This is a genomic window from Escherichia sp. E4385, assembly GCF_963883145.1.
GTDB lineage: Bacteria > Pseudomonadota > Gammaproteobacteria > Enterobacterales > Enterobacteriaceae > Escherichia.
This window is the reverse complement of the sequence record NZ_CAWOOJ010000002.1, coordinates 549,164-571,297: the sequence shown is the minus strand read 5'-3', so window position 1 is coordinate 571,297 and position 22,134 is coordinate 549,164. Positions and strand designations below refer to the sequence as shown.

At 54.0% G+C, this 22,134-nt stretch carries 16 protein-coding genes and 1 pseudogene; 4 read left to right on the top strand and 13 right to left on the bottom strand.

The genetic code is table 11. From position 1 onward, the window contains the following. Nucleotides 1–243 precede the first annotated feature (243 nt). Nucleotides 244–1,557, top strand: coding sequence for a glutamate/aspartate:proton symporter GltP (gltP, locus tag AACS80_RS05085; RefSeq protein ID WP_130205847.1), 1,314 nt, complete (start codon nucleotides 244–246; stop codon nucleotides 1,555–1,557). Between the two features lie 191 nt (nucleotides 1,558–1,748). Here the strand turns inward: gltP and yjcO are convergent, their stop codons facing one another. From yjcO to yjcS, 7 genes are all read right to left on the bottom strand, one after another. Further along, entirely contained in the window at nucleotides 1,749–2,438 is a 690-nt protein-coding gene (gene yjcO, locus AACS80_RS05080) for a Sel1 family TPR-like repeat protein YjcO (protein ID WP_064525643.1), read from the bottom strand. Nucleotides 2,439–2,531: 93 nt separating this feature from the next. Continuing rightward, a complete protein-coding gene (gene fdhF / locus AACS80_RS05075) occupies nucleotides 2,532–4,679 on the bottom strand; it encodes a formate dehydrogenase subunit alpha (protein ID WP_077629246.1) in 2,148 nt (715 codons plus the stop codon). A 197-nt stretch (nucleotides 4,680–4,876) separates the two neighbouring features. Next, nucleotides 4,877–6,343 carry a multidrug efflux transporter outer membrane subunit MdtP gene (gene mdtP / locus AACS80_RS05070; protein ID WP_135410839.1) on the bottom strand — a complete coding sequence of 489 codons (1,467 nt, stop codon included), beginning with the start codon at nucleotides 6,341–6,343 and terminating at the stop codon, nucleotides 4,877–4,879. After that, nucleotides 6,340–8,391, bottom strand: a complete 2,052-nt coding sequence (gene mdtO, locus AACS80_RS05065; protein ID WP_135410840.1) for a multidrug efflux transporter permease subunit MdtO — start codon at nucleotides 8,389–8,391, stop codon at nucleotides 6,340–6,342. The genes mdtP and mdtO overlap by 4 nt, the downstream gene beginning before the upstream one ends. Beyond that, on the bottom strand, nucleotides 8,391–9,422 hold the full coding sequence (mdtN, locus tag AACS80_RS05060) for a multidrug efflux transporter periplasmic adaptor subunit MdtN (RefSeq protein WP_000446360.1): 1,032 nt from the start codon (nucleotides 9,420–9,422) through the stop codon (nucleotides 8,391–8,393). The genes mdtO and mdtN overlap by 1 nt, the downstream gene beginning before the upstream one ends. An 18-nt stretch (nucleotides 9,423–9,440) precedes the next feature. Next, the gene (locus AACS80_RS05055; RefSeq protein ID WP_001308208.1) at nucleotides 9,441–9,716 is read right to left on the bottom strand and encodes a YtcA family lipoprotein; all 276 of its coding nucleotides are present in this window, start codon (nucleotides 9,714–9,716) and stop codon (nucleotides 9,441–9,443) included. Nucleotides 9,717–9,924: 208 nt separating this feature from the next. After that, a complete protein-coding gene (gene yjcS, locus AACS80_RS05050; protein WP_135410841.1) occupies nucleotides 9,925–11,910 on the bottom strand; it encodes an alkyl sulfatase YjcS in 1,986 nt (661 codons plus the stop codon). A gap of 290 nt (nucleotides 11,911–12,200) precedes the next feature. Between yjcS and AACS80_RS05045 the strand changes: the two genes are divergently transcribed. Beyond that, the gene (locus tag AACS80_RS05045) at nucleotides 12,201–12,908 is read left to right on the top strand and encodes a response regulator transcription factor (protein WP_130205859.1); all 708 of its coding nucleotides are present in this window, start codon (nucleotides 12,201–12,203) and stop codon (nucleotides 12,906–12,908) included. On the opposite strand, the gene AACS80_RS05040 is transcribed toward AACS80_RS05045, so the two are convergent. From AACS80_RS05040 to AACS80_RS05015, 6 genes are read right to left on the bottom strand one after another with little or no spacing between them, the layout of a single operon-like run. Beyond that, a complete protein-coding gene (locus AACS80_RS05040; protein ID WP_130205861.1) occupies nucleotides 12,905–13,906 on the bottom strand; it encodes a carbohydrate kinase family protein in 1,002 nt (333 codons plus the stop codon). The genes AACS80_RS05045 and AACS80_RS05040 overlap by 4 nt on opposite strands. Further along, on the bottom strand, nucleotides 13,903–14,763 hold the full coding sequence (locus AACS80_RS05035) for a ketose 1,6-bisphosphate aldolase (protein WP_135410842.1): 861 nt from the start codon (nucleotides 14,761–14,763) through the stop codon (nucleotides 13,903–13,905). Before AACS80_RS05035 ends, AACS80_RS05040 begins: the two co-directional genes overlap by 4 nt. A 14-nt stretch (nucleotides 14,764–14,777) precedes the next feature. Continuing rightward, nucleotides 14,778–15,461 (bottom strand): D-lyxose/D-mannose isomerase, encoded by a 684-nt coding sequence (locus AACS80_RS05030; protein WP_130215628.1) that lies wholly within the window; start codon nucleotides 15,459–15,461, stop codon nucleotides 14,778–14,780. A 54-nt stretch (nucleotides 15,462–15,515) separates the two neighbouring features. Beyond that, complete coding sequence (locus tag AACS80_RS05025) at nucleotides 15,516–16,457, bottom strand: ABC transporter substrate-binding protein (protein ID WP_135410843.1); 942 nt, start codon at nucleotides 16,455–16,457, stop codon at nucleotides 15,516–15,518. 30 nt (nucleotides 16,458–16,487) lie between these two features. Further along, nucleotides 16,488–17,462, bottom strand: a complete 975-nt coding sequence (locus AACS80_RS05020) for an ABC transporter permease subunit (protein WP_130215630.1) — start codon at nucleotides 17,460–17,462, stop codon at nucleotides 16,488–16,490. Then, nucleotides 17,459–18,979 (bottom strand): sugar ABC transporter ATP-binding protein, encoded by a 1,521-nt coding sequence (locus tag AACS80_RS05015; RefSeq protein ID WP_135408673.1) that lies wholly within the window; start codon nucleotides 18,977–18,979, stop codon nucleotides 17,459–17,461. Before AACS80_RS05015 ends, AACS80_RS05020 begins: the two co-directional genes overlap by 4 nt. A 113-nt stretch (nucleotides 18,980–19,092) precedes the next feature. Here AACS80_RS05015 and AACS80_RS05010 point away from each other — a divergent pair, with 113 nt between their 5' ends. Continuing rightward, entirely contained in the window at nucleotides 19,093–21,357 is a 2,265-nt protein-coding gene (locus tag AACS80_RS05010; protein ID WP_135410844.1) for a hybrid sensor histidine kinase/response regulator, read from the top strand. A gap of 112 nt (nucleotides 21,358–21,469) precedes the next feature. Next, nucleotides 21,470–22,103 (top strand): annotated as a pseudogene (locus AACS80_RS05005) (GNAT family N-acetyltransferase). The last annotated feature ends 31 nt before the right edge of the window (nucleotides 22,104–22,134 follow it).

The following is a 22,134-nucleotide window of genomic DNA, read 5'->3' as shown; positions in this document are numbered from 1 at the left end:
ACAAATAAAAATCTTTTCATAACAAATAGTTATTCATTAATTTTGCCATAAAGTCGCGTTATTATGCATTAATGCAGCGAAAAGCTCTGTTGTTAAAGGGTTGCGCGACATACCGCGCAAATGATACTGATCATAAGCGTTAAAAAAATCCACAAACCAACGCAACACAATCCATACCCTGCAGTTTATAACGTTCTTGCGTTTTTGAACGGGGAACGGCGTTCCACTGAGGAAGTCAATCGTATGAAAAATATAAAAATCAGCCTTGCCTGGCAGATACTCATTGCTATGGTGCTGGGCATTCTCCTGGGAAGTTACCTGCATTATCACAGCGACAGCCGTGACTGGTTAGTCGTTAATTTTCTCTCCCCGGCAGGTGATATCTTTATCCACCTGATTAAAATGATCGTTGTGCCGATCGTGATTTCCACGCTGGTGGTCGGTATCGCGGGCGTCGGCGATGCCAAGCAGCTTGGGCGAATTGGCGCGAAAACCATTATCTACTTTGAGGCGATCACCACTGTCGCCATCATCCTGGGGATCACCCTGGCGAACGTCTTCCAGCCTGGAGCAGGGGTCGATATGTCACAGCTGGCGACTGTCGATATCTCGAAATATCAGAGCACCACGGAAGCGGTACAAAGCAGTTCTCACGGTATTATGGGGACGATTTTGTCGCTGGTGCCGACGAACATTGTGGCATCGATGGCGAAAGGCGAAATGCTGCCAATCATCTTCTTCTCGGTGCTGTTTGGTCTGGGGCTTTCCTCCCTGCCCGCGGCGCATCGCGAACCGCTGGTGACCGTGTTCCGCTCCATCTCTGAAACCATGTTTAAAGTGACGCACATGGTGATGCGCTATGCCCCAGTGGGGGTGTTCGCGCTGATTGCGGTGACGGTGGCTAACTTTGGTTTCTCTTCTCTGTGGCCACTGGCGAAACTGGTGCTGCTGGTACATTTCGCCATTCTGTTCTTCGCGCTGGCGGTGTTGGGAATTGTGGCGCGCCTGTGCGGGTTAAGTGTCTGGATCTTGATTCGTATTCTGAAAGATGAGTTGATTCTGGCGTACTCCACTGCCAGCTCAGAAAGCGTACTGCCGCGAATTATTGAGAAGATGGAAGCCTACGGCGCCCCGGCATCGATCACCAGTTTCGTGGTGCCGACCGGTTACTCTTTTAACCTCGATGGTTCGACGCTGTATCAAAGTATTGCGGCTATCTTCATCGCGCAGTTGTATGGCATTGACCTGTCTATCTGGCAGGAAATCATTCTGGTGCTGACGCTGATGGTGACCTCGAAAGGGATTGCTGGCGTGCCGGGCGTGTCGTTTGTGGTGCTGCTGGCGACGCTGGGCAGCGTAGGGATCCCGCTGGAAGGTCTGGCGTTTATTGCTGGTGTTGACCGTATCCTCGACATGGCGCGTACCGCGCTGAACGTGGTAGGTAATGCGCTGGCGGTGCTGGTGATTGCCAAGTGGGAACACAAATTTGACCACAAAAAAGCGATGGCCTACGAGCGTGAAGTGCTGGGCAAATTTGATAAGACTGCGGATCAGTAATTGAAGATTGCCGGGGACATCCTCCCGGCAATGTGTGGATGCCTGATGCGACGCTTAGCGCGTCTTATCAGGCCTACGCCAGACAGCGTAATATCCTGATTTAGCGTGATTTTGTAGGTCGGGTAAGGCGTTTACGCCGCATCCGACATCAATGCCTGATGCGACGCTTACCGCGTCTTATCAGGGCTACCTTAACCATTGGTTAATTTTTCAAACTCTTCACACCCGGTATCAAACCCTTCCATACAGCTCAGGTTCAACCAGTGCAGCGCCTTCTGTTTGTTCTTCTCGATAAAACCTTCTTCACCGTTTAAGAACATCATTCCTGCCCAGTACTCGGAATAACCGGTACGGGAAATCGCAGAGCTACGCTTGAAATACCAGGTCGCTTTCTCATCATCGGCCTTAATGCCTATGCCGTTGGCGTAAATCAAACCAAGTAGCATCTGGGCATCGACGGCGGAGTCGTTCTCCAGATCTTCCGAGGCGTTTTCTAACAGCGAAATCGCCTTCGGATAATCCGGTTTACCTGCCTGAGTATTCACCAGAATATGTGCCAGCGTCACTTCACCTTCTTTACTGCCCGCTTGCGCTGCTTTTTCGGCGAGAATTTTTGCTTGTGGATAGTCCAGACTGACCGGATTGGTGATTTTAATCTGCGCCAACAGCGCGCAGGCATCGGCATCACCACTGTCGGCGGCTTTCTGTGCCCAATATTCGGCTTTGCTCAAATCGCCGGAGCTAAACCAGCTGTCGGCAAGAAAATATTGTGCGCGTCTGTCTCCGGCCTCTGCCGCCTTTACATACTGGCTGCCAGGCTCAGAGTCATTCGCGTGGGCAAAGAATGTCAAAAACAACATCAATGCGATAATTTTTTTCATTTTGATAATACGATTGGGTAGGGTGTATCCAGTATAAAGAGTTCGAATGGATAAAAAAACAGCCTCCCAGAGGAGGCTGTAGAAGGGACTTATTTACGCCAGTGCCGCTTCGCGCAGGCGAGTTTTCAACTTGTTGTACTCGTCAATCACGTACTGCTCGGCGGCGCGCTGATCGGCGATCGGCTCGACGCGCACGGCGCAGTATTTGTATTCCGGCGTTTTGGTAATCGGGCTTAAGTTCTCGGTAACCAGCTCGTTACAGGCGCCAATCCACCACTGGTAGGTCATGTAAATCGCCCCTTTGTTAGGACGATCGCTGACCTGCGCACGGGTGATAATTTTGCCTTTACGCGAGTGCACCCAAACCAATGCCTCATCTTCAATACCCAGACGTTTGGCGTCTTCGGTATTGATTTGTGCGTAGCCAGGTTCATCAGCCAGCGCTGCCAGTGCCGCACAGTTACCGGTCATCGAACGGCAAGAGTAGTGGCCAACTTCACGCACCGTTGACAGTACCATCGGGTACTCGTCGGTGAGTTTGTCGATTGGCGCTACCCAGTCGCAGGTGAAGAACTGCGCCAGACCGTTCGGGGTATCAAACTTCTCTTTAAACAGATAAGAAGTCCCCTGATCGGCATCTGACGTATCGCGGCAAGGCCACTGGATGAAGCCCAGTTCGCCCATTTTCTCGTAAGTTGCACCGTAGAAATCCGGGCACAGATGACGCAACTCGTCCCAGATCTCCTGGGTGTTGTTGTAGTGCATCGGATAACCCATACGGGTGGCGATTTCACTGATAATCTGCCAGTCCGTTTTCAGATCCCACTTCGGTTCAACCGCCTTGAAGAAACGCTGGAAGCCACGGTCAGCCGCAGTATAGACACCTTCATGCTCGCCCCACGACGTTGACGGTAAAATGACATCCGCCGCCGACGCGGTTTTGGTCATAAAGATGTCCTGAACGATGACCAGTTCCAGATCTTCAAAGGCTTTACGGACTGCCGACAGTTCCGCATCCGTTTGCAGCGGATCTTCGCCCATAATGTACGCGGCACGCACTTCGCCATGCGCTGCGCGGTGTGGCAGCTCGCTGATGCGATAGCCGGTATGAGCAGGCAGGCTTTCTACGCCCCAGGCTTTGGCGAATTTCTCGCGGTTAGCCGGATCTTTCACGTACTGGTATCCCGGATACGTATCCGGCAGCGCGCCCATATCACAGGCGCCCTGCACGTTGTTCTGACCACGAACCGGGTTAACACCCGCATGCGGCTTACCGAGGTTACCGGTCAGCATCGCGAGGCTGGTCAGAGAACGCACGGTTTCCACGCCCTGATAGAACTGGGTCACACCCATGCCCCACAGAATAGATGCGCTTTCCGCCTGGGCATACATCCGCGCCGCCTGACGAATCTCACTGGCGCTAACGCCGGTGATATCTTCAACCGACTCCGGCGTGTAGCCTTCAACGATTTTACGATACTCTTCAAAGCCCTCTGTGCGAGAAGCGACGAACGCTTTGTCGTACAGATTTTCTTCAATAATGACATGGCCCATCGCATTCAACAGCGCGATGTTCGAGCCGTTTTTCAGTGCGATGTGCATGTCAGCAATGCGCGCGGTTTCAATTTTGCGCGGATCGCAGACGATAATTTTCGCCCCGTTACGTTTAGCGTTAATCACGTGATTCGCCACGATAGGGTGGGAATCGGCCGGGTTGTACCCGAAAACGAACACTAAATCGGTATTATCAATTTCGTTAATGGCATTGCTCATTGCGCCGTTACCGACCGATTGGTGCAGACCTGCAACCGATGGGCCGTGTCAGACGCGAGCGCAGCAGTCAACGTTATTGGTACCAATAACGGCGCGCGCAAATTTTTGCATTACATAGTTGGTTTCGTTACCCGTACCACGCGAGGAGCCTGTCGTCTGGATGGCATCCGGACCGTACTTCTCTTTGATGGCGCTCAGGCGCTCGGCAACGTAATTCAGTGCCTCATCCCAGGAAACAGGTTCGAGTTTGCCGCCACGCTGGCGACGGATCATGGGGGTTTTCAGGCGCGGGGTCAGGATCTGGGTATCGTTAATAAAATCCCAGCCATAATAACCCTTCAGACACAGAGTACCCTGGTTGGTTTTCCCCTGTGCTGCCTCCGCCCGGACGATTTTGCCGTTATCGACGACCAGGTTGATTTTGCAACCTGATGCGCAATATGGGCAAACCGTGACGACTTTTTTCATCAGTCTCGCTCCAGTTAATCAAATCACGCATACGCGCTCTCGACCACAGTATGCATCTTTTATGCCACATTTTATTTGAGGCTATTCCCTGATATTACGGGCACTATTTATTCAAAACTCTGACGAAAAACAGGCTGTCGTCAGTTTTGACGTGACGAAACGAAATACCGCGTGACAGCCATCACGCGGCAGACATTTTATTTTTTCTCAACGACGGGAGCCGCCTGATACCCGCCGCCCAGCGATTTCATCAACTGAATACTTTGAATCACACGGCGGCTGTCCAGCATCAGTAATGACATCTCTTCGGAAAGCACCGGCAACTGAGCTTCGGTGGCCAGTAAACGGCTGGTTAGACCGCGTTGGTAGGCGGCGTCGGCGGCACGCTGGGTGAAGCGGGTTGCTTCTACGCGTTCTGCCTGCATCTCCCGCTCGTCGTTGAGCGTTTGCAGACGTGTGCCATTGACTGCAACGTCGCGCACCGCGTTCAGTACTGACTGGTTGTAACGTTCAATCATCATGTTGCTGGCGGCGCGAGTGCCTTCGAGATTGGCATTCAACCGTCCACCGTCAAACAGCGGCAATTTCAGACCCGGGATGAAGTTGAACTGGCGACTGGTTTTTTTGAATAAGGTATCCAGGTGGATGGAGTCCAGACCGAAAAACGCTTTGATATCAAAGCTCGGATAGAACAACGCCCGCGCGGAATCTACCTGATCTAATGACGCCTGAACATACCAGCGCATGGCTTGCAGATCCGGGCGCCTGGCGAGCAACTCATAAGAGAGTGTCGCCGGAATGCCGGTCTGTACTTGCGGTAATGCCACCGGTTTGATCTCCGGCATATCGCTGGCTCCCGCGCCAATCAATGCACGCAGAGATTCTCGCGTTTCGGTGATTTGCCCTTTGACGGCAGCAATTTGTTTATCGACGGCCAGAATCTGCGCCCGCGCGCCGTGGAAAGGCACTTGCGCTTCCAGACCGTGCGCCACTTTGCTCTGGTGCGCTCTCACCGCGTAATCAATCACATCGCGAGTTTGCTCTAACAGATCAAGCATCTGGTAGCTGGCCTGCATGCTGTAATAAAGCTGCGCTACGCCAGTGGTCAGCGATAGCTCTACTGCTGCGGTTTCTGCCAGCGCGGCATTATGCGCGCCAATGGCGGCGGCAACCGCCGAGCGATGCACACCCCACAAATCAAGATCCAATCCGGCAAACAAACCTACTGTGGCTTCCGTATAGTACGGCCCGTCCATACCCAGTGCTGGCGCATCCATTGAATAAGGGCTTAAAAAACCGTTCGCCGAGACGCGTTGGCGGTTGAGCATCCCTATCGCCGCCACCTGCAATTGTGAACCGGCATCTAACAGGTCGGCCTGTGATTGCGCTTTTTCTTCCCGCAGTTTCGCTTCGGCAAGCGTGTGTGAACCTTGCAACGTGTGCTGGATCAGGGCATCCAGTTGCGGGTCGTTAAATTGTTTCCACCACTGCGCCTGCGGCCAGCCGGAACTGGCCAGATGAATATCATCGGCAAGTTTGATTTGTTCCGGTTTGAGCTGTTGATGAGGCGCAGAATCCTTGCGTACCAGGGCACAGCCGGAAATCAGCGTCGTGCTGCCGAGAATGCTGCACAACAGCAGACGTGAAAGTTGACGATTGATCATTGTGTGGCTCCTTGTGCCTGTTCCGTGGCGGGCGTTAATGCCGGGGCTGTCCAGTCTGGCAAGCGGGCGAAAAGCTGGCAGACGTGTTGCTCCTGTTTTAATAAGGTGGGCAGGATGGCCTGCGAGGCGGGTGTTTCTTCAAGCGTTATTTGAGGAGAACGGCTGAGTGCAGTTGCCAGACCGGCGGCGTATTTCTCCAGTGCGTCGGCAAACTGGCCTGCTCTGTCCGGCTGTAGTGCGTTATCCAGCGCCTGCGCCGAGTTCCAGGTCGCATCCCAGGCGTGAAGAATGTCGCGTCCCTGACGAATAACCGTTTGCGAACGTTCAATCAGTAATGCGCGTTCTTCGCTGTCCAGTTGACGCTCCAGCGCCACGCGTTGGCACATCTCTTCACAGGCATTAAACGCCGCATGCAGACCTATGCGAATTTGCAGATAAGTGCGCAGAGCCGTGGCTTCCTGCTGGCGTGGGATCCGCATTACCTTACTTAACATACCCAGCGCGCCAGCCAGTTTTTGCGGCAGCGTGCGCGCTTCGCTTTCAGGCCAGACAAAGGTGTAAATCACCGCTGACACCACAGTACCAATGATGATACCCAGGGCGCGATCGCGAATTTCCACCAGGTCGTACACCGGGCCAAAAACGTTTTCGAGCGTGGCGAGCGCGAAGGTGACCACCATCTGTGTGCCGATATAAGAAGAACGTTCGGAGCTGGTGGCAATCCATGCGCCCAACAGGAAAATCGGTGCCAGCACAAACAGCAATTCGACAATATTGTCCAGCCAGGGCATGACCAGTAGTGTAAATAACAGCGCCAGAATCGCGCCGCAAAAAGCCCCGCCAAAACGCAGCACCATCTTCTGGTACGACGAACCGACGTTCGGGTTAGCGACGATCACGCAGGTCAGCATACAGGTGTGAATGCCTTCCCAGTCCACGCCGCTGTAGAAGGTGTAACAGATCAAACAGGCGAGCAGCGTTTTTACCGCGTAGCGCATATAGTCTGGATTGGTAAAAGCATCGGCGACCATTGACGGCGGTTTGGCTGCGGGCGTTGGCGGCGTATTCGGGTCCATCTGACCCAGTTGCAATAACGTCTGGCAGATATTCTCCAGGTTACATTCCCGTGCCACCATCGCTTCATCTTCACTAAGTCGCCAGTCGCTTTGCCAGCACTGACCTTTGGCAATGGCATGCTTCAGCTTGTTGATTTCTGAGGCTAATTTTTGCCGAAATTCAATGATTGCCTGAGAATCAGCAAAAGAGGTGGGATCGTAGTGATTCAGCGTCGAGTAAATGTAGGTTACCGTTGCCACGCAGCTTTGCCACCATGCGCTTTGAGTTCGCCAGTTGGCATCGTCCGCGAGACAAAAGACATTGAGTTTTTGCAGCGCCAGCGCCTCTCTTTCAATCCGCGTTTCGGGTAGCGGTGCGAGGCTGTCCGTCAGGTGACCAATGGCATCATCAAGCCGATCATTAAGCGCCTGATGCATTTGCGTAATGGCACGACTGGGAAACCACAGCACGCCGATTAACGTCATCAGCAAGGTTGGATAGAGGCCAACAACGATACACCACAGCGTTAAGCGCACGACCACTTCCGGATAGTCGAGCATGGCGGGGAAGGTTTGCCCGTAAATAGCGACAATGGCGACGGCGAAAAAGACCAGCCCCAGCCGATGGGTGCGCATCAAAAACATGCAGCCCATCAGGATCGGTCCGGCGATGATCAATCGGATCAACGGTTCGCCGTAGGACCATTTGTAGATCAAAAACAGGCTGGCGATCTCCAGCACCGTGGCGACCACAAACAAGATCGCCACAAATTTGGTGTAAAACGCGTTCGACTGAATACCGTAAAACAGCACTGCCAGCGATAACGCCACAAAAGGGATCTCAAAGGTCATCGAGATCAGAATCACCAGCAGGCAGCCTACCCAGAGTTGCACGATCTGCGGCACGCGGCCTGGTCGCCGCTCGCTTAACTCTTCATGAAAGAACGCCAGCAGCCTGACCACCGGTAATGGCAGGGAGTTGAGCGCGCTCATTATTGCGGCTCAAGATTAGCGACTGCCGAAGCACCGATGCGGAACATTTCCGGATCGGGTTTATCAACCATGATTTTGACCGGAAAACGCTGGGCGACGCGGACCCAGTTAATAGACCGTGACACTTTCGGCAGGCCGCCCAGCACCAGGCCGCCGTCATCCGGTAGCACGCCGTAGCCAATCGAATCCACTTTACCCTCGAAGGTTTTGCCGCTGTCGCTCATCAGGCGAATCGTTGCGGGTGTACCTGAGCGAATATTTTTCAGATCGGTTTCGCGGAAGTTGGCGATAACGTACCAGTGACGAGTGTCGATTAGGGTGAAAATAGGGCGCATGGCAGAAGCAAATTGCCCGACGGAGGTTTTGAGGGAAATGACCCGGCCATCAAACGGCGCGCGAACGGTTGCCATTTCCAGATGCAGTTTCGTCAGCGCGATATCCGCTTCGACTGCCGCACGCTGGGCAACTAATGCATCGACGCCGCTGACGGCGCTGGCGGCTGACTGCGCCTGCAACAATACGGCATTAAGATCCGCTTCTGCGGCGCGCTGCGCAGTTCTTGCACGGTCAACGTCTTCCGCTGAGACAAAACCTTCTTTCAGTAATGGCTCGGTGCGGCGTAATGTATCGCTGGCCTGTTTTGCAGCGGCACGGGCTTTTTCTACCGTGGCATTAACCGAGTCGGCACCAAACTGTTGCGCGTCAACGCTACGCTGGGTGAGCATAATTTGCTTATCCAGCGCCGCGAGGGAGGCTTCAGCTTTCGCCAGATTGGCTTCGTACGGGCGCGGGTCGATGCGGAACAGCAAATCGCCCTGTTTCACCGCCTGGTTGTCGGTGACCGCCAGTTCTACAATGCGACCGCTGACTTCCGGCACCACATCAATGGTATCTGCTGACGCGTAAGCGTCATTAGTTGATGGCGCACTGTCTACGCGCCAGATAACGAAAACAAGGGCAACCAGCGCCAGCGCAACCACTAACAGAGCAGGGAATTTACTGCGAGGAGCTTTTTTCGGCGTACTTTCCATGAGCGCGTCTCAAATAGATTAGAAAAATGCCAGCCAGAACAGCATGGCGTAGAGAGCAAAAAGGGCGGTATAAATAATTCCGACAAATGCCAGATTGATATTTGTCCGCTGAATAATTCGCCTCGTGATGAGCGTCAAAATAAGGCTGGCAATGGCGCAGAAAAACCAGCTGGGATAATAAGCGCCGATCACCGGGATTGCCGGAGATAATGAACATCCCGAAACCATGAAGACGGGAATTATCCAGGCTGTTTTTTTGAGTTGCATCGCCATGCGAGAGAGAACTGTTGGCATATTAAATACATCCTGTCTGCTGCGAACAATATCTGTAGTGAATATCAATATCCATTGAAGGCGTCAGTATGGCTATTTTCTCGATGAATAAAAATAGCTTTATTCAGCCACCGCATTCATAACTTATATATTTTATGTATTAATTGGTTGTATGTATTTTTAAAATAAATGCTTTTGGGGGCTTAAGCGCCCCCAAAAGCGAGTGGCATTAATTTGGAGTTACGATATTCACCCACAAATCGAAATTATCCAGACAGGCAATAATTTCTTCCAGTTTCGCGCCATTGCCAATAATTTTGGCTTTCTTCGCTTTTACCAGATCCGCCATTTTGGCTTGCCCGGTCAGCACGGCGTGAAGATCTTCACGGCTGATGTAGAAAGAGGCGTTGGCTTGCGGTTGCAGTGTTTTACGGTAGTTAAGCACGCTATCGTTCAGCGTCAGGTTGAGGTTATCGCCGTTGCTCATATTGAAGTTCAGGCTGATATTTTTACCCGCGGCTTTCGCGCTATCGAGGCGAACGGACATAAAGTCGAACAGCATTTCGACCGACATCCCGCGAATGGTGTCCGGAGAACCGGTGGTGCCATGGCTGAACTTATGTACCCCTTCGCGCAGTTCTTTCGCGCCGGTCAGGTAGAAACCGCGCCAGGTGGCTGACTCGGCCTGATAGCCAAGCTGTTCAAAGTTATTCGCTTGCAGATTCTTCGCCACCTGGTCACCCGGATTGGCGGCAATCACCTGTTTCAGCAGTTCTGCCGACCAGCGGTAATCACCTTGCTTGTTCGCTTCTTTCGCCAGGTTGATGACACGGGCAGAACCGCCCAGCGCCTGCACATAACGTTTACCCATCTCCACCTGACCATACGGATGCAGGTTAGCCGGGTTACCGTCGTAATAGCCAAGATAGAAGTTATACACCGCGCGGGCGTTGTGGCTGACAGAACCGTAATAGCCGCGGCTGGCCCAGTTATTGGCAAGCGCAGGCGGCAGCTTAATCATGTCGCCGATTTCATTCATGGTGTAGCCCTGGTTTGCCAGGTGCAGGGTCTGGTCGTGAATGTACTTGATAGTATCGCGATATTTACCAATATAATCATTGATATGCTTATTGCCCCAGACCGGCCAGGTGTGCGGCATAAACAGTACTTCCGCGTCGTTACCCCACATATCCAGCGTTTCGTTCAGATACTCGGTCCACTTGCTGGTGTCGCGGGTTTTCGCGCCGCGCAAAGTGTAGAAGTTGTGCAGGGTATGCGTGGCGTTCTCGGCGGTACACAGGGCTTTCAGGGCCGGAATATAGAAGTGCATTTCGGCTGGCGCTTCGCTACCTGGGGTCATCAGGAAGTCAAACTCCAGGCCGTCGATAATCATCTTCTCGCCAGTTCTGACGATAGTTTTAGTCGGTGCAATAATGCTCGGGTCGCCCGTTGCCAGCGTCACACCGAGGCCGTTGCCTACGTTGCCTTGCGCGTTGTGCGGCAGTAACAGACCGTAAGAGTAGAGCGCACGGCGGCTCATGATGTTCCCCGCCAGCACGTTTTCGCTGATGGCTTCGTCCATAAAACCAGCTGGGGCAATCACCTGAACTTTGCCGGATTTCACATCGGCTTCAGAGATAATACCTTTCACGCCACCATAGTGGTCGGCGTGGCTGTGAGTGTAGATAACGGCAACAATCGGTTTTTGCGGACGATGCTGGAAGTAAAGGTCAAGTGCGGCTTTTGCGGCAGGCGGCGTCACCAGCGGGTCGATAACAATAATGCCTTTCTCGCCCTCAACGAACGTAATGTTAGAGATATCCTGGCCGCGCACCTGATACATTTTATCGGTGACTTTGAACAGGCCAGAAATACCGTTGATTTGCGACTGACGCCACAGGCTGGGGTTTACGGTTTCCGGCGCAGCGGCATTAATATCAAATTTGTAATCGTCCGCGCGGTAGTAAACTTTACCGTTCGCATCACGCAGAATACCTTCATCCAGCAGCGGGGCGATAAATCCACGCTGGGCATCGTCAAAATCCTGACGATCGCTAAACGGTAATGATTTGGCGTAATTCTGATTAACCTGCTGGGTATATTGAGTGGCGCCTTTCGCTTCATCTGTTGCGTAAGCGGTATTTATCATCATGCCGCTGACGGCGGTTAAGGCAATAACAATCCTGCTCAAACGGAATAACCGAGAGTTATTCATATAAATCTCCATTTATCATTTATGTCGTAAATATGTAATCCATGCAAAATACGTCATTTAAAGCTGGCGTTATCATAATTGGGAATTTGCGACTTTAATAAGTGGAAGTGTGAGCGGAACGAGCCATTTTATTAGGCATTTGTGCTGAAGAGGGAAAATTACGGCATATTTATTATTGTCATCAATAATGTGACCTAACTTATGTTTTTATTATATATATTGCTTTTCTCTTTCACTTCGGCAAGAAGTCCGCACAATGATTAATCAGGTGAATAATTCGGAGTATAACCATGAAACCTGTTGTGCTGGTGGTGGATGATGACACGGCTATCTGCGCACTGTTGCAGGACGTGTTAAGTGAACATGTCTTTACGGTTTCAGTCTGCCATACCGGGCAGGAGGCAATATCACGTGTTGAGGGCGATCCTGATATCGCGCTGGTGGTGCTGGATATGATGCTACCCGATACCAACGGCCTGAGGGTATTGCAACAATTACAGAAAATGCGTCCTGCACTGCCGGTGGTGATGCTGACCGGCCTGGGCAGCGAGTCTGATGTGGTGGTCGGGCTGGAAATGGGCGCAGATGATTACATCTGCAAGCCGTTTACCCCACGGGTCGTGGTCGCGCGACTAAAAGCGGTGCTACGGCGCGTTGGCGCGCTGGTGGTCAATGAGGAGAAAAACGCCGGACTGTCATTCAATGGCTGGTATCTCGATACCACGCGCTGCCAGTTGCACAATCCGCTACAACAACATGTCGAGCTGACCCAGGGCGAATATGGCTTGTTACTGGCCTTGGCGCAAAACGCTCGTCGGGTATTGAGCCGCGAGCAGTTGCTGGAGTTCACCCACAGCGATAGCGTGGAGGTGTTTGATCGCACCATCGACGTATTAATCATGCGCTTACGCCGCAAAATCGAACTAAACCCGCATCAGCCGATGTTGATTAAAACTCTGCGCGGTCTGGGGTATGTCTTCGCTGCCGACGTGCACTAATCCGACAATTCTGTTTGTAGTTCTTCCAGCGTTTTTGCCCCGTCGATAGCATTGGCACATAACAGGCTTGCCCGCGCGCAGGCGTGTGCCAGTTTGATGCTCTCGGTAAGCGTCCAGCGTTCATGGCAGCCATATAAAAATCCGGCACAAAATGCATCGCCCGCGCCGACGCTGCCGATAATTTCCCGTTGTTCTAACTTTTGCGAAGGGATCCACACGCCGCCCTGTTCCGGTGTCTCTCCCCAGGCACCTTCCGGGCAGTGGATCACCACTCGCTGGCGTACGCCCGCATCTAACAGTTCACGCGCGGCGGCAGCAATATGCACGATATGCGGTTCGCCGTTGGGTAAGCGAATTTCCAGCCCGCTAAACTCCCCGGCCTCCAGTTCGTTAATTATCAGATAATCCAGATGGCGCAACGCGGGCAGCACCATCGGCTGATAACGCGGATCGCCCTTGCGGGAGACAAGGTCGAGCGAGGTTTCAAAGCCATTATCACGCATTTGCGCCAGCAGACGCGCGCTACGAGTACCGTAAACATCGTCCGGCATATCCAGGCTATCGAGCAACAGTAAATAGCCGAGATGGAAAATCTTCATGCTGTTATCAAGCTGATCGAACGCCGGAAGATCAAGCAGTCGGTTAGCGCCCGGCGAATGGAAAAAGGTGCGCTGCCCGCCGGGGTCGGTCATCACCTGCGACATCGACGTCGGGGCAAAGGTGGTGCGCTGCACATGCTGGCGATTGACGTGATATTGCTCAAGCATCGCCATGATGTAATCGCCGTCGCTGTCCTGACCGATTAGCCCGACCGCCTGTAACGGCAACCCGGTGCGCATTTTCGCCAGCGTCAGCAGGACGTTAAGCGGCGCGCCTCCGGTTGAGCGTTCGCTGTGGGTGATTTCCGCCAGCCAGCCGCGCTCTGGCCACTGGATAATCTGATGGACGTGGTCAACCAGCATATTGCCTGCGGCGATAATCCCTTTACGTTCCATCATGCTTGCCCCGCACTGCCGAAAATACGCATCTGTTGTGCAACCGTATCGCTGATGGCGGCTTCCACTGCCAGCAGTAACTCGGCAAACTCGTCATACATCGGCAGACGGCGCGCCATTCGGGCCTCAACGGCTGCCAGCGCCGCTTGCGACATACCCGTGTAGAAATTGATTTTGTGGATACCCCGTTCGATGGCGCGGCGGAAATCGGCATCGCTAATCCCTGAGCCGCCGTGTAACACCAGCGGGATAGCCGCCTGCTTGCGGATGGCGTCGAGACGCGGGAAATCGAGTTTCGGTTCGCCGCGATATTTGCCGTGTGCATTGCCAATCGCCACGGCCAGCGCGTCAATGCCGGTACGGTCGACAAAATCACGCGCCAGTTGCGGATCGGTAAACAGAGATTCATCGGCATGACCGTAAAGCGCACCGCCTTCGTCGCCACCTACCGCGCCCAGTTCAGCTTCTACCGATACGCCAACGGCATGGCACATTTTCACCACTTCCCGCGTCTGGCGGACATTTTCTTCATACTCCAGCGTGGAGCCGTCAAACATTACCGAGCTGAATCCCAGCCGCAATGCTTGCACCACCGATTCAAAATGCAGCCCGTGATCGAGATTTAACACCACCGGAATGGCATGGCGCGCCGCTTCAAATTTCACGGCTTCGACCAGGGAATCCAGCGAGATATATTTAAAATGTACTTCGGCAATGTTGATAATAAACGGCGAGCGTTCCTGTCTGGCCGCAGCGAATAGCGCGCGTAAAAAGTGTGAGTCCAGCACATTAAACGCGCCTAACGCATAGTGATGTTCGCGGGCATGAGCCAGCCCTTCAGCGAGAGAAATCAACGGCATAACGTTCTCCTTATTCAGCGGAACTGGCGGTATTCGTTACACAACACCAACTGGGCCGGTTCGTCTTCGTCAATCAGGTTGTAGCGGTCCAGCGGCTGTAAAAAGTGGTTATCGTGGTCGTCGTCATTAACAGAAGAGACTTCGCCAACCAGCACATCGCCAAAACCGGCTTCTGCCCAAAAGCTGTGATAAAGGCCTGGCGGCAGGCAGATACTTTCGCCGGGAGACAGGCGCAACTGACTGCCTGCGGTATGTTTCTGGCGGCAGCCGTCGATCACCACCGTAACGTCGCTATCAACCGTTTGCTCGTTGCTATCGGCATTCCACAGTTCAACAATCAAATTGCCGCCGCCGCGATTGATAATGTCCTCACGCTTACGCCAGTGAAAATGCATTGGCGTTACCTGCGCATCGCGCACATGCATGATCTTCTCGGCGTAACATTTCGCATACGGCATTCCTTTTGGCGAACCGTTACGCAGGGTAAACAGCGTCAGTCCCTGTGCAGCAAAGTCGTTGCCACCAAAAGCGGTAACATCCCAGCCGAGTTTGAGATCAAAAACTTCCTCCCACGCGGTGGTGTCGAGTTGTTGCCATTGGGCAGGCGTGAAACTGGCAAAGGGCGGAAGATGCACGTCATGTTGCGAAAAGAATTGCCGTGTATGGCCGAGAATGTCGTTTATAGCGGAGCGTTTCATCGAAAGCGTTCTCCTTAGCGGTGGCCGGGCAGCTGCGCCGCCCGGCGTGTGGACTTATTTCACCGTCCAGCCTTTGTAATTGCCGACGTTGTCTTTGTCGATCATCGTCACCGGGATCAGCACCGGCTCTTTCGGCGCGGGCTTACCCTGCAAAATGTCGTAGCCAATTTCCACCGCTTTCGCTGCCATCACCTGGGGATCTTGCGCAGGGGTGGCGACAAACAACGAGTTCTCATGTTTCAGCGCCTCTTCGGCGTCCGGGCTTCCGTCAACGCCGACAATAAAGAACTCGCTACGTTGTGCCTGTTTGGCTGCCAGATCGGCACCGATCGCGGTGGGATCGTTAATCGCAAATACGCCGTCGATCTTCGGATTTGCCGCCAGCAGCCCAGTCATTACCTCCAGCCCGCCTTCACGACTGCCTTTGGCGTTCTGGTTGTCAGAGAGCACCTTGATGTCAGGATGGCGTTTAAATTCAGTCTGGCAGCCTTCAACGCGGTTTTGCACGGCGGACACCGGAGGCCCGTTGATGATCACCACGTTGCCTTTGCCTTTCAGGCGATCGGTGATGTACTTACAGGCCATTTCGCCTGCCTGGGTGTTATCGGAAGTGATGGTGGCATCGGCGCCTTCTGCCGCTACGTCAACTGCGACGACCACGATCCCGGCGTCTTTCGCCCGTTTCACCGCCGGGCCGATCCCTTTTGAATCGGCAGCGTTGAGGATGATCATATCGACGTTAGCGGCGATAAAGTTGTCGATCTGCGACACCTGCTGGCCCAGATCGTAGCCGCTGGACACCAGCGTCACTTTGACGTTATCGCCCGCCAGTTTGCGCGCTTCCAGCTCCGCGCCTTTGGTGATCTGCACGAAGAATGGGTTTGCCAGATCGCCTACCGTCACGCCTATCGACTTCAGTTCTTTTGCCTGGGCGAACGGAGCTGCGGCCAGCAGCGCGCCTGCACAGAGCGCGGTCACTAAGGGCTTCAATCTCATGCTGTATTCCTCATGTGTAGGGTATTGTTGTTATGCGCTTTGATGATGTCGGGTACGGTATTTATCGATCAGCACCGCAATGATGATCACCGCCCCTTTGATCACCAGTTGCCAGAAGTAAGAGACGCCCATTAGGGTCATGCCGTTGTTTAGCGTGGCGATAATCAGCGCCCCAACCAGCGTGCCGGTAATGGTGCCGATGCCGCCAACGAAACTGGTGCCGCCGAGGATCACCGCCGCAATGGCATCCAGTTCGTACCCCATGCCTAAGTTGCCGTTGGCGCTGTACAGCCGCGAGGCGCTCATAATCCCGCCAAGCCCTGAAAGCAGGCCGCTCATGCCATAAACAAACAGCAGCACCAGCCAGACCTTAATGCCGGTAAGACGCGCTGCCTGCATATTGCCGCCGACGGCGTAGATATGAACGCCAAGCGTGGTGCGGCGCAGAATAAACCAGCACAGCACAATCACTGCGAGGGCAATCACCACCAGCCACGGGACAGGCCCAAGATAGTTATTACCTATCCACTCGAAATTAATGTTGGAGTTGATGACCGTGGTGCCGTCCGCCAGCAGATACGCCGCCCCGCGTAGCGCCGTATAGGTGCCGAGCGTGACGATAAACGGTGGCAATCCGGCAAAGGCCACCAGTGCGCCGTTGAACAACCCCAGCAGCAGGCCGAGCATCAGCGCCGCTGGAATCGACAGCATGGCGAACTCCGGGCTAAGGGAGACGACCATCGCCGCTACCGCCGTGGTGCCGAGAATTGAACCTACAGAAAGGTCGATCCCGCCAGTCAAAATGATGAAGGTCATCCCCGCCGCCAGCACAATGTTGATCGATGCCTGGCGGGTAATATTTAGCAGGTTGCTTTCGGTAAAAAAGTTTGGCGCGATAAAGCCAAATACCGCCACGATCAGAATTAAAATGGGCAAAATGCCGACCGTTTGCATCAGATCGCTCATCAGCATTTTTTTGGCAGAGGTCTTTGCAGAGGTCATCATGAGGGCACCGCCTGGGAATGGGCGTCGTTGACGCCAGTCGCTAAGGTCATAATGTTTTCCTGGGTGATGTTTTTGCCGTTTAACTCACCGGCAATGCTGCCTTCGCGCATCACATAAACGCGATCGCTCATGCCAACTATCTCCGGCAGTTCGCTGGAGATCATCAGGATCGCCACGCCTTTGCGCGCCATCTCGTTCATGATCCGGTAGATCTCGCTTTTTGCGCCGACATCCACACCACGCGTGGGTTCGTCGAGCAGTAAAATACGCGGGCCAATCGCCACCCAGCGGGAGATCAACAGTTTTTGCTGATTGCCGCCTGAAAGCCCGCCCGCTCGCACCTGGGCATGAGGCACGCGGATGTTGAGCAACTTGATGGCGTCATCGGAGATGGTTTGTGCTTTTTTGCGGTTGAGTATTCCCCAGCTGGCATCGCGCTCCAGGGTTGCCATGGTGATGTTTTCGGCTGCCGCCATTTCAAGGAACAAACCTTGTTCTTTGCGATTTTCGGTGAGAAAACCAATGCCAAGATCGATAGCTTCGCGCGGGGAGTGGATCACCACCGGTTCACCATCGACTTCAATCATTCCGCCCGTCGCTTTATGCACGCCGAAGATCAACTGCGCCAGCTCTGAACGTCCGGCTCCTACCAGCCCGGCGAGGCCGACAATTTCGCCGGAACGCACCAGCAGGCTACTCGGCTGGACTTTGCCACCGTCGGTCAGGTGGTGAACATTCAGGCGGGCTTTACCGAGCGGGATATCGCGCTCTTTATTGAACAGATCGCTCAGCGGCCTGCCGACCATCATCCGCACCAGTTCAGCGGCGTTGAGATTGTCGCGGGTCAGGCTGCCAACGTATTGCCCGTCGCGCAGTACGCTGACGCGATCGGAAAGCTCATACACTTCCGCCATGCGGTGGCTGATATAGATAATCGCCATCCCTTCATCGCGCAGCCGCATAATCAGTTCAAACAGGCGGTGAGTTTCACGCGAGGAGAGGGCGGCAGTGGGTTCGTCCATCACCAGAATGCGGCTGTTGCGATGCAGCGCGCGGGCGATTTCGACCTGTTGTTGCTCGGCAATGGTTAGCGTCATGACTTTATCGCTGGCGTTAAACTGCGCGCCGAGGCGGTCGATCACTTTTTGCGCCTGCATCAGCATCTCTTTGCGCTGCACCAGCCCGCCGTGGGAAAGCTCGCTGCCGAGGAAAATGTTTTCAGCTACCGTCAGATTCGGTGCCAGCTGCATCTCCTGATAAATCAGCGTAATACCGGCGCTTAAGGCATCTTTTGGCGTGCGAATGTGAAAGGGCTTGCCGTCAATCAGGATCTCGCCGCTGGTGGCGGTATAAGCCCCCGCCAGCACCTTCATCAGCGTGCTTTTTCCCGCGCCGTTTTCCCCCATCAGGGCATGGATCTCGCCAGGGTAAACCGTCAAATCCACCCCCTTGAGCGCATAAAATTTGCCGAAGGCTTTGGCAATATTGCGCATCTCCAGAACCGGCGTGCTGTTCATGGTGGACTCCTGCGAGGTTGTCGATATCAGCACTCCATCACAGGAAAGTAAATGCAAAATGTCAGAAGCCGTTCATATTTGTCATATTGCGATTTTTCTTTACGGAGCGTGATATGGCGCACCCCGGACGTCACTTTTTTGCCAGCGCGCGCGGGCGATTGCTGCTTTTAAATTTGCTGGTGGTGGCGGTGACGCTGATGGTCAGCGGCGTGGCGGTAATGGGCTTTCGTCATGCCAGCCAGATGCAGGAGCAGGTGCAGCAGCAAACGGTGGATGATATGACCGGCAGCCTGAATCTGGCGCGCGACACGGCAAACGTGGCGACGGCGGCGGTGCGATTGTCGCAGGTGGTAGGGGCGCTGGAATACAAAGGTGAAGCCGAGCGATTGCAGGAGACACAGCGGGCGTTAAAAATTTCGCTTGAGCAACTGGCGGACGCGCCTTTAGCGCAGCAGGACGCCGGGCTGGTGACGCGAATCATCACGCGTAGTAACGAACTGCAAACCAGCGTCGGCGGAATGCTGGAGCGCGGGCAAAGGCGGCATCTGGAGCGTAACGCGCTGTTAAGTTCGCTATATCAAAACTTAAGTTATCTGCGGCATTTGCAAAAAGTCACTCACGCGGAAGATGACATTTTGCTTAACGAGATGAACCGACTGATTGTTGCCGCTATTGCCACCCCCGCGCCACAGGCGATTATTCATCAACTGGTCGGGGTAATGTCTGCATTACCGACCCACAGCGATACGCCGTTGGTCAATACGCTACTCACTGATTTTAATCGTGAATTACACAAACTCGCGCCGCTTTCTGCCGCTCTCGAGCAAAGCGATCTGGCGATTAGCTGGTATATGTTCCACATCAAAGCGCTGGTGGCGATCCTCAATAGTGACATTAACCATTATGCCGAACAGGTCGCGACGCTCTCCGGTCAGCGGGTGGCGCAAAGTTACCAGGATCTGCGTTCTGGCGAGAGGCTGATCATGATTTTCGCTCTGTTAGCGGTGGTGATCACCGCGTTTGCAGGCTGGTATATCTATCGCAATCTCGGCTCTAACCTGACGGCAATTTCCCGCGCCATGAGCCGCCTGGCGCACGGCGAAGCGGACGTCACTTTTCCGGCGCTACAGCGGCGCGATGAGTTGGGTGAACTGGCGCGTGCCTTTAACGTCTTCGCCCGCAATACCGCGTCACTCGACCGAACCTCACGGCTGTTGAAAGAGAAAACCACGCAGATGGAGATTGCCCAAACCGAGCGGCAGGGGCTGGAAGAGGCGCTATTGCACAGCCAGAAGTTGAAAGCGGTTGGGCAACTGACAGGCGGGCTGGCACATGATTTTAATAATCTACTTGCAGTGATTATCGGCAGCCTGGAGCTGGTGAACACGGACTCGCCCGACGCGCCGCGAATACAGCGGGCGCTGCAAGCCGCCGAACGTGGGGCGCTACTGACCCAGCGGCTACTGGCGTTTTCCCGCAAGCAGTCCTTACATCCGCAAGCCGTTGAACTGAAAACTCTGCTGGAAGAGTTAAGCGAATTAATGCGCCACTCCTTACCGGCAACCCTGGCGCTGGAGATCGAAGCGCAGTCTCCGGCGTGGCCCGCGTGGATTGACGTCAGCCAGCTGGAAAACGCCATCATCAATCTGGTAGTGAACGCCCGCGATGCGATGGAAGGGCAGACGGGAATCATCAAAATTCGCACCTGGAATCAGCGTGTCACCCGCAGCAGTGGGCAGCGACAGGACATGGTGGCGCTGGAGGTCATCGATCATGGCAGCGGCATGTCGCAGGCGGTGAAAAGCCAGGTGTTCGAGCCGTTCTTTACCACCAAACAGACGGGCAGTGGCAGCGGGCTGGGCTTGTCGATGGTCTATGGGTTCGTGCGCCAGTCCGGCGGGCGCGTGGAAATTGAAAGCGCGCCGGGGCAGGGAACAACGGTCAGATTACAGCTTCCCCGCGCGCTGGTGGCGGAGAAAAACGTATTGCCAGCGGTGGTAGAGCAGACAGCCGTCAGCGGCGATAAACTGGTGTTAGTGCTGGAAGATGAAGCCGCGGTGCGCCAGACCATCTGCGAGCAGTTGCACCTGCTGAGCTATTTGACGCTGGAAGCGAGTAGCGGCGAACAGGCGCTGGACCTGCTGGCGGCATCAGCAGAAATCGATATCTTTATCAGTGACTTAATGCTACCCGGCGGTATGAGCGGCGCAGAAGTGGTCAATGCAGCCCGCAAACTTTACCCGCACCTGACGCTGCTACTCATCAGTGGTCAGGATTTACGCCCCAGCCATAACCCCGCGCTGCCCGATGTGGCGCTACTGCGCAAACCTTTTACCCGCGCGCAGCTGGCGCAGGCGCTGGGGCAAATTGAGGGATGATTTTCAGAATTTATCAAGAGGCCTGAAGCAAACGTGCTGCTATTGTGAGCAATTCTGTTCTGAATGGGATATAAAAGGAATTATGCCAGTACTGACAAGAGGCGATTCACATATGATCGTGATGCCAACCACCTATAGCCCTATGACAGTTGCTCGTTCTTTTCGCGTGGTGGAAGAGATCGAGCTTTCTGGACGTCTGTTACAGGTAATTTATGACAAGCAGACGCCAAGAGCGGCCATCATTGAAGCGGACATTGAAGTTTTTGCAGGCGTGCCGCGTCATCGGGTACTTGCCGCTCTCGATCTGCAGCGTAAAAAAGAGTTCGGCAGCGATATCATTGCCGTTGAACGCTGGTGGGAAGACTCGGATCTGGTACAGGTGGAAGGTATTTGTGTCTCTCCTGGTGAGCGCGATAAGGGGCTGGCAACTCGGCTGTATGAAGCGCTAATTCTGCAATGCGGTATCACGCTAATCAGCGATTTTGATCAATATGATGGCGGGAAGATGCTCTGGCAGAAGATCGCGCGCGAGTCCGATCAGATTTCCGTGTTTGTATTAGACACTGAACAAGGGGGCATTTTGGCCTTACGATGGCACGAAAGTGATCTACGATGGCGGTTGCATTCCGGAAGAGCGTATCTGGAGTATTTCACCGGATCAAAAATGTCATGGCATTGTGCTGGTGGCGGAAAATAAACAGCGAGCTAACCAGCTAATGGAAGAGTCTGCGCCTTACCGAATTTGAGATTACTCCGCTACTCCGCTCATTCACACTC